Annotated in this window: 15 protein-coding genes; 9 read left to right on the forward strand and 6 right to left on the reverse strand. The window is 59.7% G+C overall.

Annotated elements, in window-relative coordinates:
• Positions 1–48: 48 nt before the first annotated feature.
• The 4 genes from HB664_RS14240 to HB664_RS14255 all read right to left on the reverse strand — a co-directional run bounded on the left by HB664_RS14240 (position 49) and on the right by HB664_RS14255 (position 5,507).
• On the reverse strand, positions 49–1,566 hold the full coding sequence (locus HB664_RS14240) for a carbohydrate porin (RefSeq protein ID WP_219939669.1): 1,518 nt from the start codon (positions 1,564–1,566) through the stop codon (positions 49–51).
• 173 nt (positions 1,567–1,739) lie between these two features.
• Positions 1,740–2,630: an aminoimidazole riboside kinase gene (locus tag HB664_RS14245; protein ID WP_219939670.1), complete on the reverse strand. Its 891-nt coding sequence runs from the start codon at positions 2,628–2,630 to the stop codon at positions 1,740–1,742.
• Positions 2,631–2,718: 88 nt separating this feature from the next.
• Positions 2,719–3,930, reverse strand: a complete 1,212-nt coding sequence (locus HB664_RS14250) for a diguanylate phosphodiesterase (RefSeq protein ID WP_219939671.1) — start codon at positions 3,928–3,930, stop codon at positions 2,719–2,721.
• Positions 3,931–4,025: 95 nt separating this feature from the next.
• The gene (locus HB664_RS14255) at positions 4,026–5,507 is read right to left on the reverse strand and encodes a carboxylesterase (RefSeq protein ID WP_219939672.1); all 1,482 of its coding nucleotides are present in this window, start codon (positions 5,505–5,507) and stop codon (positions 4,026–4,028) included.
• Positions 5,508–5,773: 266 nt separating this feature from the next.
• Between HB664_RS14255 and HB664_RS14260 the strand changes: the two genes are divergently transcribed.
• The 7 genes from HB664_RS14260 to HB664_RS14290 are packed head-to-tail and all read left to right on the forward strand — an operon-like array spanning position 5,774 to position 12,608.
• Positions 5,774–6,628: a MurR/RpiR family transcriptional regulator gene (locus HB664_RS14260; protein ID WP_196354343.1), complete on the forward strand. Its 855-nt coding sequence runs from the start codon at positions 5,774–5,776 to the stop codon at positions 6,626–6,628.
• Between the two features lie 12 nt (positions 6,629–6,640).
• Positions 6,641–7,216, forward strand: coding sequence for a D-alanyl-D-alanine dipeptidase (gene ddpX / locus HB664_RS14265; protein ID WP_023311885.1), 576 nt, complete (start codon positions 6,641–6,643; stop codon positions 7,214–7,216).
• Between the two features lie 15 nt (positions 7,217–7,231).
• Positions 7,232–8,764, forward strand: a complete 1,533-nt coding sequence (locus HB664_RS14270; protein WP_219939673.1) for an ABC transporter substrate-binding protein — start codon at positions 7,232–7,234, stop codon at positions 8,762–8,764.
• Between the two features lie 23 nt (positions 8,765–8,787).
• A complete protein-coding gene (locus HB664_RS14275) occupies positions 8,788–9,810 on the forward strand; it encodes an ABC transporter permease (RefSeq protein WP_033145620.1) in 1,023 nt (340 codons plus the stop codon).
• Positions 9,807–10,700, forward strand: coding sequence for a D,D-dipeptide ABC transporter permease (gene ddpC, locus HB664_RS14280; protein WP_029740902.1), 894 nt, complete (start codon positions 9,807–9,809; stop codon positions 10,698–10,700). The genes HB664_RS14275 and ddpC overlap by 4 nt, the downstream gene beginning before the upstream one ends.
• Positions 10,700–11,686: an ABC transporter ATP-binding protein gene (locus HB664_RS14285; RefSeq protein ID WP_096151085.1), complete on the forward strand. Its 987-nt coding sequence runs from the start codon at positions 10,700–10,702 to the stop codon at positions 11,684–11,686. The genes ddpC and HB664_RS14285 overlap by 1 nt, the downstream gene beginning before the upstream one ends.
• Entirely contained in the window at positions 11,679–12,608 is a 930-nt protein-coding gene (locus HB664_RS14290; protein ID WP_219939674.1) for an ABC transporter ATP-binding protein, read from the forward strand. Before HB664_RS14285 ends, HB664_RS14290 begins: the two co-directional genes overlap by 8 nt.
• Here HB664_RS14290 and HB664_RS14295 read toward each other — a convergent pair.
• On the reverse strand, positions 12,605–13,354 hold the full coding sequence (locus HB664_RS14295; RefSeq protein WP_219939675.1) for an SDR family NAD(P)-dependent oxidoreductase: 750 nt from the start codon (positions 13,352–13,354) through the stop codon (positions 12,605–12,607). The genes HB664_RS14290 and HB664_RS14295 overlap by 4 nt on opposite strands.
• Positions 13,355–13,468: 114 nt before the next feature.
• Here HB664_RS14295 and HB664_RS14300 point away from each other — a divergent pair, with 114 nt between their 5' ends.
• Positions 13,469–14,374, forward strand: a complete 906-nt coding sequence (locus HB664_RS14300) for a LysR family transcriptional regulator (RefSeq protein ID WP_210867168.1) — start codon at positions 13,469–13,471, stop codon at positions 14,372–14,374.
• 23 nt (positions 14,375–14,397) lie between these two features.
• Here the strand turns inward: HB664_RS14300 and HB664_RS14305 are convergent, their stop codons facing one another.
• Positions 14,398–14,826, reverse strand: coding sequence for an OsmC family protein (locus HB664_RS14305; RefSeq protein ID WP_219939676.1), 429 nt, complete (start codon positions 14,824–14,826; stop codon positions 14,398–14,400).
• Between the two features lie 115 nt (positions 14,827–14,941).
• Between HB664_RS14305 and HB664_RS14310 the strand changes: the two genes are divergently transcribed.
• Positions 14,942–15,901 (forward strand): hypothetical protein, encoded by a 960-nt coding sequence (locus HB664_RS14310; protein WP_219939677.1) that lies wholly within the window; start codon positions 14,942–14,944, stop codon positions 15,899–15,901.
• Positions 15,902–15,904: the final 3 nt, after the last annotated feature.

Below are 15,904 nucleotides of genomic sequence, written 5' to 3' on the forward strand. Positions count from 1 at the left end.
TCTTTTTATGATGTGCGAAACGCTCCCGCCGGGCGGGAGCGTGATGGGTTAAAACCAGGTTTCCATCTGGACCCCAAAGTTCCATTCCCCGCCGGCGTTGAAGCCGCTGCTGCCAAAGGCATCATCGCTGGCGTAATGATCCAGTTTGCTGCTCCAGTCCATCCAGGTGGCAAACAGGCGCAGCTCCGGACGGCTGAAGAAATCGCCGATTTTGCTCGCTTTTAACGTCGGCGCAAAGGTCAGCTTGTAGAAACTGCCGTTGACGGCGTTGCGGTCCTTATAGCCTTCCGGATTTAAATCCATGTACTGATAGCTTCCCTCAAACGCCAGGGCGAAGTTCTGCGTCACTTCTTTAATCAGGCGGGTGTTAAGCGTCACCCACTCATAGCTATCGCCCCTGACGTAGCGATCTTTACTGCTCTGCGCCAGTACGGCGGGCGCAACGCTCCAGCCGCCGCCGACTGGCGTGACACCGTAACTTGCGAAGCGCCAGGTATCCGCCTCAGACAGCAGCGCGCCGTCGGAACCGATGCTTTTCACTTCCGCACCCAGCCCGTGACCGTACAGCAGCGCCGTTTTGGCTGTCCCTTCCCGCAGGCCGTAGAAGCTCTCGTTGTGCAACCCGACCAGTGCATGAACGCCGGTATTGGCGGCGTCGGTTTTGATGAGATCGCCGTTGGTGTCTTTACGGTCGTCGTTATCCTTCGCCCGCAGGCCGCTCACCATCAGCTGGAACGGTCCGGCGAAGTGGTTCATGCTGAGGATATAGTTCTGAACGTTATTGTCGGTCTGCTCCACGCTGCCGAAGTTGCGGCCGTAGATGGAGAAGTTGCTGCGCAGCGACTCGTTCCATTTCACGTCGTAGACGCCGCCGCCGGTACCGGCCAGGAACACCACGTCGGAGTCCAGCCAGTGAATATCAAAGTTGTCGCGGTCGAAGCGTTTACCCGCCCAGAAGGTGCTGCCCTTCAGCGCGCCGGTAAAATCAGGCAGGTTGCCCAGCTCCGCGAAGGCCTGGCGAATATTGAGATCGCTGGTATCGGCTGACCAGTCGTTATAGGTTCTCTGCCCGTCGGCCAGCATCGCTTTAAAGCGCGTAGTCGCCCCGTTATCCAGAGTTTGCTTGTGCTCCAGGTTCAGCTCGACGTAGGTGTCGGCTTCGTTACCCAGACGCCCTACCGCGCCGCCGGTTTCTCCGGCCGGGGTCAGATAAGGACCGCTTTTGCTGCTGGAGGCCGCATCGTTCATCAGAAGGCCCGAACGGGCGTAGCCGTGGAACTCAAACCCGCTGCTTTGATCCGCCTTCTTCTCCAGCGCTGTGGTGCGCTGCGCCACCGCCTGGGCTGTCGTTTGCGTCTGCTGCTGCGCGGCCACCAGCTGCTGCGTTTTTTGTTCCGCATCCGTGGCGCGTTTCTCAGCCACCTGCGCACGCGTTTCCGCCGCCTGGAGGCGCTGCTCCATCGCGGCAAGACGCGCTTCGATACTTGTCATATCCGTCTGGGCAAAAACAGAGGTACTTCCGGCCAGCATGCCTATCATCACGGCAAGTCTGCGTTTTTTATACATTTTGTCGCATCCCTAAAAGAAGTCATTAAACGTGCTAAATTGCTAAACCGGTTTAGGTTGCTGATACTAAACCTCTGAATTTTGGATCGGCAATCTTTTTTGCTAAACCGTTTTAGTAAGTGTGATCGAGGCAACAATTCAGGCCGCCGGATGGCGGCCAGTGAAGGAAGGAATTACAGATCGTGCTGCCACGGCAATGCGGTCATTGCCCCTTTGGCCGTGGTGGCTAATGCGCCGCAGCGCTGGGCTAAGGCGATGACCGGCGTCAGGTCCTGCCCGGCGGCCAGCCCGTAGAGCAGCCCCGCCACGAAGGCATCGCCCGCGCCGGTGGTATCGACACACTCGACGGGCGTTGCAGGATAGTGTTTTACGGTGCCATCATGCCAGGCGATCACCCCCTCTTTTCCCTGGGTGACCAGCACCAGACGTGCCGGACAGCGCGCCATCAGCGCGTCCAGACCGACGTTTACCTCGACATTTCCGGTTAAAAACGCCAGCTCTTCGACGGAGAGTTTCACCACGTCGGCGCTCTGCAGGGCCTGTTCCAGGCAGCGACGCAGCGCGTTCTCATCCGGCCAGAGATCCGGGCGAATATTGGGGTCGAAGCTGACGTAACCGCCCGCCTCGCGAATGGCGGCCATCGCCTCAAACGTCGCAGAACGGCTCGGCTCTGCGCTTAATGCGATGGAACAGATGTGTAGCCATTCCCCCGCGCTGAATGTCGGCAGATCGGCGGATTCGAGAAACAAATCGGCGCTCGGGCGCACCATAAAGGTAAACGAGCGTTCGCCCTGGTCATCCAGATCGACCACCACCGTTGAGGTGCGGTGCGCCGGGTCAAGGCGCATAGACTTCACGTCAACCTTTTCGTCAGCGAGAGTTTTCGCCATAAAGCGCCCGAAGGGATCGTCGCCAACCCTGCCGATAAAGGCGCTCTGGCCGCCCAGCCGGGCAATACCGACCGCAACGTTTGCCGGTGCGCCGCCGGGACACTGCAGCAATCTGCCTTCTCCATCGGGCAGCAAATCCACCACCGCATCGCCAAGTACCCAGATTTTTTTCATGTGATCCTCTTAGCTAAACCATGTTAAACCGTTTTAGCTATTTAAGCACAGGCAGGACGAAGGGGAAATAACGCGGGAGGAAAATTGGCTAACGCACCAGATGCGGCCAGTGAATATCACCGACGCCATTAAGCTGCGGGCGGGCAAACAGAAAGCCCTGGAAACGCCGGATCCCGGCAGACTCGAGCCAGCACCACTCCTCTATCTTCTCGATCCCTTCGGCCACCAGGGTAATTTCCAGATCGGAGCAACAGCTGACGATGGAGCGCACAATCGCCTGCTTCGGGCCGCTGAGGTGGATATCGCTAACTATCTCCCGGTCGATCTTAATTTTGTCCGGCTGAAAGCGGGTCAGCAGCGAAAGACCGGCATAGCCGGAACCGAAATCATCGATCGCCAGGCCAATCCCCTCACCGCGAAGCTGCTTGATGGCGCTATTGAACTGGTTGAAGCCGGAGATCATCTCGTTTTCCGTCACTTCAATGACTACCTGCTCCGGCTGAAGGCCATGTTTTTTTATCTCGCTGACCAGAAATTCCACGGCGTTGGGGACATTCACCAGCGACATCGGCAGCAGGTTTACCGCAATCTTATGGCTGCCAATGCCCAGCTTTTCCGCGAGAGCAAAGGCATACGCTTTCGTCTGGAGATCGACTTCGTAGATTTTGTCCGGGTCGAGGGCGCTGAAGAAATGCTCCGGGCTGCCGCCGTCGTTGCCGCGAATAAGGGCTTCAAGCGAACTGATCTTCCCTTCCGAGGGCTCAACAATGGGCTGGAGCGCAAACTGACAGGTTTGGTTGGCCATCAGCCCCAGGTGTTCGCCAAAGGGCAACACCTCGGGTGAAAGCGTCCATTTTTCAGGTACGTAGCGTGCGCCCGACAGGGCCGGACGTTTACCCGTGATAAACGTCTGGATAAATTTGAACACCCGGTCATCGGATGTGAGATAGCTGTCCAGCTTGCTGTAATTCAGAACCGACTGCAGCACCTCTTTCGGTGACTGCGTCTGCAGATCGAACAGCAGCATACCGACGTTTTCGAAGCGCCTGCGCGGGCCATAGTCCCGCATCAGCTCTACCACTCCACTGTGCCGCTTGTCGTCACGGATTTTATGGAACAGCTTAAGCACGCTCTCTTCCGACCCTTCGAGTATTTGCAGCACGTCGCTGCCTTTTGCGAGCAGAACCCCGGTGATATTCAGACTGGCATTGCGGATCCGGGCGCGCTCCACCAGTTCCCGCAGCTCGGTGGAGGGGCGGGATAAATTCAACTGGCTTCGGTAAATCAGAGTCGTCAGCACAAAAATGGGTTCCGATGAGAAAGAGAGGTGCCTTGAAGCTACTATTTAACATACTTAATCAATGCGACCTAACATATTCACACCGCAGGGGAACGTTACTTTTCCCCGCTGCCAATTCGGCTGTCTATCCGCCCCTGCATGTAGTCGTAAAACGGGTTCGAGGTGACCCGCATCAGCGCCTCTTTTCCGACGCTCAACACGGACGTTTCGCCCCAGAGCGCAATCGTCCCCAGGCTGATACCGTAGCGGTTTTTCACCCGAGGCTCACGGCCATAGAGATCGTCATCCGGCGGGAACGGCACCGCAACGTGCGACAGGGAATAGACATCCTGCGGCCAGGACTGCGCAAGCGGCACGACCGTCTCCCGGGTGCTGCCTGCCGGAGTGATTTTCGCCACCGTCGAGAAGCTGTGTGCGTCCGCATTGGTAATAATGGTGACACCGTAACGCCTCTGCGCAACCGGCAGCAGCGCCGAGGTTGCCGTCCACGACGACGGTTTGAACAGCGGACGGAAGCTGGCTGCCTGATTGATGTCAAACACCACCAGCTCGCTGCCGTTTGCCGGAAGCTGGTCAAATAGGCCGGTCACCACCGCGCGGGTGCTGACCGTGGAATCCATGACCGACTGGAACGCCAGGATCGGCGGCAAATTCGCCAGCCTGTTCTCCCGCGCCTCGCGGCCGATTTGCTCCTGCAGGGCCTTCGTCAAAAGCCATGACTGGCGGGCGGCGTTCACCGGGAACGAGTTATATTTGTACGGGTTATATTCCGGAGAGATATTCAGCCACGCCGCTTTGGCAAACGCCGGCAGCAGCGCCGGTAACCCGGCGAAACCGGCAAAGCGCGCAAAGGCCGTCACGCCGATCATCGGTGAGAGCAGTATCACCTGCTGCGGTTTACGCAGCGCAGGCGCGTCCAGCGCATCGAGGGCGTATTTCATCGCCAGCGCCCCGCCGTTGGAGTAGCCCACCAGATGCAGAGGCGCAGCCTCGCCCGCCAGACGCGTGGCTTCCCGCACCGCAAGACGCGTCGCCGCGAGCCACATCTCCCAGTCGACGTCCGTCAGCGCGCCGGGCGCGGTGCCGTGCCCGGGCAGGCGCGGGACCACGGCCACAAAGCCGTGCTGTTGATAGTTCACGGCAAGCCGCCGGACGCTGTAAGGCGAGTCCGTCAGACCGTGCAGCAGCACTACCGCGCCGCGCGGCTTTCCGGCAGGCATCAGCACAAAGGAGCGGTTGGCATCGGGCGTAAACTGTCCCGGCCATACCAGGCTCTGGCGATAATAGCGGTTTAACGGCGTGCGTTCCTCGCCCTCTGTTTTCGCCGTCACCGTATTATCAAGATCGGCGAAAATGGCGTTTTCCCGGGCGATATACCGGGCAAAATCGGCGTTATCCATCTCGCGCACGGACATCTCATCGGCCCGCCAGGTATGCCACAGGTGCAGTTCCGGTCCCTTCTGCGAGAGATAGACCCGCACCGCCAGCAGGACGACCAGCACGATCCCTACGACCATCCCTATTTTCTTTGCAAGCGCCATCAGGCGCACGCTGACTCGCCAGGGCAGATTTGCCATGCCGGGATCCCTTTTATATTCAAAGTACATCTATCTTATCAAAAATGTGAACGGACTGACGTATTCACCAAATTCATACCTGCCGCGTCAGACAGTGCACCAAAAGTGAACTACGCTGCACAAATGTTGATCATTGGTTAAACAAATATTGCATGAAGTTTACTGCACAGCGGGTTTCACCCGCCCTGTGAACATGGCACGCGTCATGCATTGTTAACAAGGTAACAAGAAATCGGCCATTGACAGCCTGTTAACAGCGAGGCGGTATGACGACGAAACCTGAGATGTTGAGCCGTATCGAAGCGACGTTCAGCCAGCTCACGCCCAGCGAAAAGCGGGTCGGAAGCTGGCTGCTGGCGCACGCTGCGCAAATCCCGTTTGAAACGGCGGAGAGCATCGGTCAGGCGAGCGGGACCAGCGGAATTACCGTCGGACGCTTCCTGCGCAAGCTGGGGTATCGCAACCTGGAAGATGCCAAAAAGAGCCTGCGCGATCCGTATCAGCCCTGGGGTATGAACGAGCGGCTGGACTCCTGGCAGCAGCAGCGCCCCCTTTCCAGCCGCCTTCAGCACGCCCTGTCGCTGGAAGTGGATGCCATCACGCAGGTGTACCAGCTGGCGCAAACGGACGCCTTCCGTCAGGTGGTACACAACCTCGCCCACGCCGACGCGGTGTTTGTGCTGGGGATCCAGTCCACGCGCGGGATTGCCAACGCCTTCTTCAGCCACCTCGAGTACCTCCGCCCGCGCGTGAGCTATTCGGAAGGCGCTTCCGGCAGCTGGGTGGAATCTCTTAACTCGGGCTTTTCGCATCCGTACGTCGTGCTGACCGATACGCGCACCTACTCCGCGATGGCCCGCCAGTACTGCCGCGTCGCCAGCGAGAAAGGCATTCCGCTGGCCTTAATCACCGATATCTGGTGCCCGTGGGCGCGGGATTACCCGATGGATTTACTGCAGGTGAAAACCGATACCGGTCACTTCTGGGATTCACTTGCCCCCGTGAGCTGTCTGTTCAACCTGCTGCTGTCGGGCGTGGTGGAGGCGCTGGGTGAGACGCTCCCGGCGCGTCTGGCGGTAAACCGGCAATTACAACAAGAGTTTGGTCAATTCGAACGCTAAAGGAGCGGAGCTATGCCCGAAGAGAGTGAACTGATTGATGTGGCGAAGACGTTTCCCACGCTGCATATCGATCTGAAGTACGCCACCGCCGACAACATCACCGGCCGCCCGATCTATCAGGAGGCGCTGTGCCTGCTGCATACCGACGCGGCCACCGCGCTGGCAAAAGCCATCAGCATTGCCTCGCTGGCCGGGCTGAAGCTGGTGGTGTACGACGCCTATCGGCCGCAGCAGGCGCAGGCTCAGCTGTGGGATGCCTGCCCGAACCCGGAATACGTGGTCGACGTCGCGATTGGCTCCAATCACAGCCGCGGTACGGCCATCGACGTCACCCTGATGGATGAACATAACGCCGTGCTGGATATGGGGGCCGGTTTTGACGAAATGCACGACCGCTCGCATCCGTATCACCCCTCCGTGCCGCCGCACGCCCAGCGCAACCGTCTGCTGTTGAACGCCATCATGTTCGGCGGTGGTTTTGTGGGTATCAGCAGCGAATGGTGGCACTTCGAACTGCCGAACGCCGCCAGCTACCCGCTGCTTGACGACCGTTTTGCCTGTTTTCCCCTGACGCACACTTCTCTCTAAACCTGGAGCACTGCCATGAAAACATCGCTTCTCTCGACGCTGATCGCCGCCACGCTGACCCTGATCGCACCGCTGGCGCTGGCTGCCGTCCCGAAAGATATGCTGGCGATCGGTAAAGCCGCCGACCCGCAAACGCTCGATCCTGCCATCACCATTGATAACAACGACTGGACCGTCACCTATCCGTCCTACCAGCGTCTGGTCAAGTACAAGCCAGGCTCTACCGAGGTGGAAGGCGATCTGTCGACGGGCTGGAAGGCGTCTGAAGACCAGAAAGAGTGGACCTTTACCCTGGCGGATAACGCGAAATTTTCCGACGGCACGCCGGTCACCGCCGAGGCGGTAAAGCTCTCCTTTCAGCGCCTGCTGAAGCTCGGCCAGGGGCCGTCTGAAGCCTTCCCGAAAGACCTGAAAATTGATGCCGTCGATGACCATACGGTGAAGTTCACCCTCAGCCAGCCTTTCGCACCGTTCCTCTACACGCTGGCAAACGACGGGGCGTCCATCATTAACCCGGCGGTGCTGAAGGCCAACGCGGCAGACGATGCTCGCGGTTTTCTGGCGCAAAACACCGCCGGTTCCGGGCCGTTTATGCTGAAAAGCTGGCAGAAAGGCCAGCAGCTGATCCTGGTGCCTAACCCCCACTGGCAGGGTGAAAAGCCGCACTTTAAGCGCGTATCGGTGAAAATTATCGGTGAGAGCGCCTCGCGCCGACTGCAGCTTTCCCGCGGCGATCTGGACATTGCCGACTCCCTGCCGGTCGATCAGCTTGCGGCCCTGAAGCAGGAAGGTAAAGTCGCCGTCGCGGAATACCCGTCCCTGCGCGTGACTTACCTCTATCTCAACAACAGCAAAGCGCCGCTCAATCAGGTGGATTTACGCCGGGCCATCTCCTGGGCTACGGATTACCAGGGGATGGTGAAAGGTATTCTGAGCGGCAACGGCAAGCAGATGCGCGGCCCGATCCCGGAAGGCATGTGGGGCTTTGATGCCACGGCAATGCAGTACAGCTTTGACGAGGCCAAAGCTAAAGCCGCGCTGGAGAAGGTCAAAGACAAACCCGCCAGCCTGACCTTCCTCTATTCGGACAACGATCCGAACTGGGAGCCTATCGCCCTCTCCACTCAGGCCAGCCTCGGCAAGATCGGCATTAGCGTCAAGCTGGAAAAACTGGCCAACGCCACCATGCGCGACCGCGTCGGAAAAGGCGATTACGACATTGCCATCGGCAACTGGAGCCCGGATTTTGCCGACCCGTACATGTTCATGAACTACTGGTTCGAATCGGACAAAAAAGGGCTGCCGGGCAACCGCTCGTTCTATGAGAACAAAGAGGTTGATTCGCTGCTGCAGGCCGCGCTGAAAACCACCGACCAGGCGGAACGCACCAAAGATTACCAGCAGGCGCAGAAGGTGGTTATCGACGAGGCGGCCTACGTTTATCTGTTCCAGAAAAACTACCAGCTGGCGATGAACAAAGAGGTCAAAGGCTTCACCTTTAATCCGATGCTCGAGCAGGTGTTCAACATCGCCACCATGAGCAAATAACGGTTCTCGCCGGGGGAAAGCGTATGACGTTCTGGAGCATAGTGCGCCAGCGCTGCTGGGGGTTAATCCTGGTGGTGGCCGGTGTCTGTATTATCACCTTTATTATTTCACACCTGATCCCCGGCGATCCGGCCCGTCTGCTGGCCGGCGACCGCGCCAGCGACGAAATCGTGCAGAACATCCGCCAGCAGTTAGGGCTGGACCAGCCCCTGTATGTGCAGTTTGGCCGCTACGTGGACGCTCTGGCCCACGGTGATTTAGGCACGTCCATCCGTACCGGACGCCCGGTCGCGGAAGACCTGAAGGCCTTTTTCCCCGCCACGCTGGAGCTGGCCTTTTGTTCTCTGCTGCTGGCGCTGGTCATCGGCGTGCCGCTGGGGATTTTGTCGGCGGTGTACCGCAACCGCTGGCTGGATCACCTGGTGCGTTTAATGGCGATGACCGGGATCTCCACGCCGGCCTTCTGGCTCGGGCTGGGCGTCATCGTGCTGTTCTACGGGCACCTGCAGATCCTGCCGGGCGGCGGCAGGCTGGACGACTGGCTCGATCCGCCGACGCACGTCACCGGCTTTTATCTGCTGGACGCGCTGCTGGAGGGCAACGGTGAGGTCTTTTTCAACGCGCTTCAGCACCTGATTTTACCCTCGCTGACGCTGGCGTTTGTTCACCTGGGGATCGTGGCGCGCCAGGTCCGTTCGGCGATGCTGGAGCAGCTTAGCGAGGATTACATCCGCACCGCGCGCGCCAGCGGCCTGCCCGGCTGGTACATCGTCCTGCGCTACGCCCTGCCGAATGCGATGATCCCGTCCATTACCGTGCTCGGGCTGGCGCTGGGCGATCTGCTTTACGGCGCCGTGCTGACCGAAACCGTCTTTGCCTGGCCGGGCATGGGCGCGTGGGTGGTGACGTCCATTCAGGCGCTCGATTTCCCTGCCGTGATGGGCTTTGCCGTCGTCGTTTCGCTGGCCTACGTGCTGGTTAATCTGGTGGTCGATCTGCTTTACCTGTGGATTGACCCGCGAATCGGGCGCGGAGGTGCCGAATGATGTTAACGCAGGAAACGCCCGTCCCGGCTAAAACCGCCGGACAACGCATCAACTGGGCAAAGCTGTTCTGGATGCTGCGTCAAAGCCCGCTCACGATCGTTGGCGGCGTCATTATGATTGCGATGCTCTTCCTGATGGTGGCTTCGCCGTGGATCGTTCCGCATGACCCGAACGCGCTGGATTTGACCGCCCGCCTGCAGGCGCCGTCTGCACAACACTGGTTTGGTACCGACGAGGTGGGACGCGACCTGTTCAGCCGCGTGCTGACGGGCAGCCAGCAGTCGATTACCGCCGGGCTGGCGGTGGTGGCGATTGCGGGCGGCATTGGCTCACTGCTGGGCTGTTTTTCCGGCGTACTGGGCGGGCGCGGCGACGCCATCATCATGCGGGTGATGGATATCATGCTATCCATTCCTTCCCTGGTGCTGACCATGGCGCTGGCCGCCGCGCTCGGACCGAGCCTGTTCAACGCCATGCTGGCGATTGCGATTGTCCGCATCCCGTTTTACGTCCGCCTGGCGCGCGGGCAAACCCTGGTGGTGCGCCAGTTTACCTACGTTCAGGCCGCCCGCACGTTCGGCGCGTCCCGCTGGCATTTGATCCGCTGGCATATCCTGCGCAACGCCCTTCCGCCGCTGATTGTGCAGGCTTCGCTGGATATTGGCAGCGCCATTCTGATGGCCGCCACGCTGGGGTTTATCGGCCTGGGTGCGCAGCAGCCGACCGCCGAATGGGGCGCGATGGTGGCCGTGGGCCGTAACTACGTCCTGGACCAGTGGTGGTACTGCGCCTTTCCCGGTGCGGCGATTTTAATTACCGCCGTGGGCTTTAACCTGTTTGGCGACGGTATCCGCGATCTGCTGGATCCGAAGTCGGGAGGAAAACAGTAATGACCGAACCGGTATTACGTATTGAGGACCTGCACCTGAGCTTCCCGGTTTTTCGCGGTGAGGTCCACGCGCTGAATCACGTCTCGCTGGAGATCGGCAGGGGGGAAATTGTCGGCGTGGTGGGCGAGTCGGGGTCGGGTAAATCCGTGACCGCCATGCTCGCCATGCGGCTGCTGCCGGAAGGGAGCTACCGCATTCATCACGGTCAGGTGAAGTTACTCGGTGAAAACGTCCTGACGGCGTCCGAGAAGCAGCTTCGCCAGTGGCGCGGTGCACGAGTGGCGATGATTTTTCAGGAGCCCATGACCGCCCTCAACCCGACGCGGCGGATTGGCAAACAGATGGTGGAGGTGATCCGCCAGCATCAGCCGCTTTCGCGGCGCGAGGCGCAGCAGAAGGCGATTACCCTGCTGGAAGAGATGCAAATCCCGGACGCGAAGCAGGTCATGGAGCGTTATCCGTTTGAACTCTCCGGCGGCATGCGTCAGCGGGTGATGATCGCCCTTGCCTTCTCCTGCGAGCCGGAGCTGATCATCGCCGACGAACCGACCACCGCGCTGGACGTTACCGTCCAGCTCCAGGTGCTGCGATTGCTGAAGCATAAGGCGCGGGCCAGCGGTACCTCGGTGTTGTTTATCAGCCATGATATGGCCGTGGTGTCGCAGCTTTGCGACAGAATGTACGTGATGTATGCGGGCAGCGTGATCGAGAGCGGTGCCACGCAAACGCTGATCCACCGCCCCGTGCATCCCTATTCCATCGGCCTGCTGCGGTGCGCCCCGGAAAACGGCCAGCCGCGCGACCTGCTTCCCGCCATTCCCGGCACGGTGCCCAACCTCAGCCAGCTTCCGCAGGGTTGCGCCTTCCGCGAGCGCTGCTTTGCCGCTGGGGCGAAATGCAGCGAAACGCCGCGCTTACAGCCCAATGGCGCAGAAGGCCAACAGGCTGCCTGCTGGTATCCACAACGGGAGAAACACCATGTCTGATGTACTGCTGGAACTGGATAGCGTGCACGTGAACTTTGCGGCGCGCAAAAACTGGCTGGGCCGCGTAACGGAACAGGTCCATGCCCTCAACGGGCTCGATCTCCAGATCCGTCGCGGGGAAACGCTGGGCATTGTCGGTGAGTCCGGCTGCGGGAAAAGCACGCTGGCCCAGCTGCTGATGGGCATGCTTAAGCCCAGCACCGGCGCGTGCCAGCGGGCGCACCACGCGGGCGGCATGCAGATGGTGTTTCAGGATCCGCTCTCCTCCCTCGACCCGCGATTGCCGGTCTGGCGCATCATCACCGAGCCGGTATGGGTGCAAAAACGCAGCAGCGAGCGCGTGCGCCGTCAGCTGGCGGAGGATCTGGCGCTGCAGGTGGGCATTCGCCCGGAATATCTCGACAGGCTTCCGCACGCCTTCTCCGGCGGGCAGCGCCAGCGCATCGCCATCGCCCGGGCGCTCTCCTCCGACCCCGATATTATCGTGCTTGATGAACCCACCAGCGCGCTGGATATCTCCGTGCAGGCGCAAATCCTCAACCTGCTGGTGAACCTGCAGCAGCAGCGTAATCTGACCTACGTGTTAATTTCGCATAACGTCTCGGTGGTCAGACACATGAGCGACCGGGTGGCGGTGATGTACCTCGGGCAAATAGTGGAGCTGGGCAGCGCCGCGCAGGTGCTTGGCGAGCCGCGCCATCCCTATACCCGTCTGCTGCTCGACTCGGTTCCCCGCACCGGTGAACCGCTGGATGAAAATCTGGCGTTGCGCAAAACGGAGCTTCCCGGCAACCGTCATCTGCCCGAAGGCTGTTTTTTCCGCGACCGTTGTCCGATGGCAGCGCAGGAGTGTGAACAGCCGCAGCCGCTACAGCCCTCACGCGAGGGCCGTAACGTGCGCTGCTGGCGCAGTCTGGGTTAAATTTGGGCCATCCCGCCGTCCACGAACAGCTCGGTGGCGTTAATAAAGCTGGCCGCGTCGGAGGCCAGAAACGCCACCGCTTTCCCCACCTCACCCGGCGCGCCTAAACGCCCCAGCGGTACCTGCGCGGCCAGCGCGTCGTACAGCCCCTGACGATGTTCTTCCGGCACCAGATCGCCGAGACCTGGCGTTTTGATCGGGCCCGGGCTCACCACGTTGACGCGGATCCCGCGGCCCTGCAAATCCAGCGCCCAGGAGCGGGCAAAGTTGCGCACGGCGGCCTTGCTGGCGCTGTAGACGCTGAAGTTTGCCGTCCCTTTAATGGACACCGTCGATCCGGTCAGAATAATCGACGATCCGGCGGACAGCAGCGGCAGCGCCTTCTGCACCGTGAACAGCACTCCGCGCACGTTGGTGCCAAAAATCCGGTCAAACTGCTCTTCGGTGATCGCGCCCAGCGGCAGCATATCGCCGCCACCGGCATTGGCGAACAGGATATCAAGACGGCCTTCATCTTTGGCTATCCGGGCATAAACCTCATCCAGATCGGCAAGCTTTGAAACGTCCGCGCGAATGCCCACGGCGTCAGAAGCAATCTCTGCTACCGCGGCGTCCAGTTCGGCCTGACGACGGCCGGTGATGTAGACCTTCGCGCCCTGCGCCGCCAGCTCCTGCGCCGTGGCAAGACCAATACCGGTGCTGCCGCCGCTGACCAGTGCAATTTTTCCTGAGAGAGTCGTGTTCATGTCATTTACCTTTTGTTGGGTTTGCGTTGGACAAACTTTAGCCCTTGCGGCATTAGTGAAAAACGGGCAAAAATGAAAATGACTATTCACAAACAGAAATAATCCGAGGTCATCATGGACCAGCTCATGGCAATGCGCGCCTTTACGCGGGTCGTGGAGTCCGGCAGTTTTACCCGCGCGGCGGACTCGCTGAATATGCCGATCGCCACGCTGAGCAAGCTGGTTAAATCGCTTGAGTCGCACCTTGAGATACGCCTTCTGCACCGGACCACTCGCCGGGTGGTCGCGACGCCTGAAGGGATGGAATACTATGAAAAAGCGCTCAGGGTGCTGATTGATATCGAAGATATCGACACCTCGTTTCGCGTTTCCCGCGCGACGCCAAAAGGGCATTTGCGGGTTGACGTGGGCGGCTCCACCGCCCGGGACGTGCTCATCCCCCTGCTGCCGGACTTTATGCGGCGCTACCCGGAGATCCGCATCGACCTAGGCGTGGCCGACCGGCCGGTCGATCTCATCAGCGGTAACGTAGACTGCGTGATCCGCGGCGGGCCGCTGGACGACTCAACCCTCATCGCCCGTCATATTGGCAACGCTGAGATGGTCACCTGCGCGACGCCGGGTTACCTGAAAAATCACGGCGTCCCGGCCTATCCGCAGGAGCTGCGCAACGGCCACAAGCTGATTAGCTATCTCTCGCCCGTCACCGGACGGCCGTTTCCGTTTCGCTTCCGGCAGAACGGCGAGGCGCTGGAAATCAACATTCCGCACTATCTCGGGGTCAATGAAAGTAATGCCCATCTGGCGGCTGCCGCGGCGGGGCTGGGGATCGTTCAGACCTTTGAGTATTCGGCAAAGTCGTATTTACAGGCGGGCACGCTGGCGGCGATCCTGGGCGACTGGCGCCCTGCCGCGTATCCGTTTCATGTGGTTTACCCGCAGAACCGGCATTTGACGCACCGCCTGAAGGTGTTTATTGCCTGGCTGGCGGAGGTGTTCCCCGCCGCGCTAAAGGGATAGCCGGGCGCAAACCCGGCTGGGGCTTAATTGAGCTTATAGTCCAGCGTAATCTCAGCTTTCAGGAGCTGCGAGACCGGACAGCCCGCTTTTGCTTTCTGAATAATGCCGTCGAACTGCTGCGGGGCGATGCCGGGAACGGTCACCTTGCTTTTCAGGGCAACCTTAGTGATGGCAAAGCCGCCGTCGGTTTTATCCAGAGCGACGTCCGCGGTGGTATCAATGGAATCGGCGGTATAGCCCGCTTCACCGAGCATCAGCGACAGCGCCATTGAGAAGCAGGCCGCATGTGCCGCGCCAATCAGCTCTTCGGGGTTGGTCCCCTTTTCGCCCTCAAAGCGGGTATTGAAACCATAAGGCTGCTGATTGAGAACGCCGCTCTCGGTGGAAACCGTTCCTTTTCCGCGCTTAATGTCGCCAGACCAGTGTGCCGAACCGTGCTTATGAATAGTCATTCTTGCTCTCCTTTTGGCTTACAAAGGGTTAAGTATAGACTACGCATCTGACCCACCCTGGAACACAGACAATTCCAGGACTTTCACCTGCTGTACCAACAAAAAGGATAATGATATGGCGCTAAAAATCAGGATGGCCATTGCCGTGACCACGCTGGCTCTGTCGCTCTCTTCACTGGCGAAAACGCCGGAGAACTTTATCTATACCAGCTCGGGCGATCTCGACGCGGCGTTCCCGCTTGTTGCGCGAAGCGATATCGGCGGCGTGCAGATCGTTTACAACTGGCGCCTGCTGGAACCCGAGAAGGACAGCTATGACTTCTCGCGGATTGAACAGGATCTGGCGCGCGTTAAGGCCGCCGGAAAAAAGCTATTTATTCAAATCCAGGACCGTTTCTTTGAGCCGGACGCCCGATACGTGCCGGACTATCTCATGCGCGACACACAATACGGTGGCGGGATTGCGCCGCAGTTCGATAACCCCGGCGAAGGCAAGCCGGTCGGTTCAGGATGGGTGGCGCGTCAGTGGGATCCCGCCGTGCGCCAGCGCTACCAGGCACTGCTGGCCGCCCTCGCGAAACGCTTTGATGGCGAGGTGTATGGGGTAAACCTGCCCGAAACCGCCATTGATCTCGACGAAAAAAATCCGCCCGTCGGGTTTACCTGCGACGGCTATTTCGCGGGTGAAATGGAAAACCTGGCCTTTGCGCGAAAGGCTTTTCAGAAATCACACGTGGTGCAGTACGTGAACTTCTGGCCGTGCGAATGGGATAACGACCACAACTACATGGGGCGTCTGTTTGCGTATGCCAGCGCCAACAACGTCGGCCTGGGTGGGCCGGACATTGTTCCCAACCGCAAGGCCCACATGAAGAATGCCTATCCCTTCTTCCATAAAAATAAACAGACGCTGCCGCTCATCGCCATGGCGGTTCAGGAGCCGACCCTGACCTATAAGGATCCTCAGACCGGAAAACCGTTCACCAAAGCGGAATTTGTCCGCTTCGGCGAAAGTTATCTCGGTGCCGATATTATTTTCTGGAGCACGACGTCTCCCTGGCTAAAGGCGAAGTAATCC

It is taken from the genome of Enterobacter sp. DNB-S2 (assembly GCF_019443845.1).
GTDB lineage: Bacteria > Pseudomonadota > Gammaproteobacteria > Enterobacterales > Enterobacteriaceae > Enterobacter > Enterobacter asburiae_B.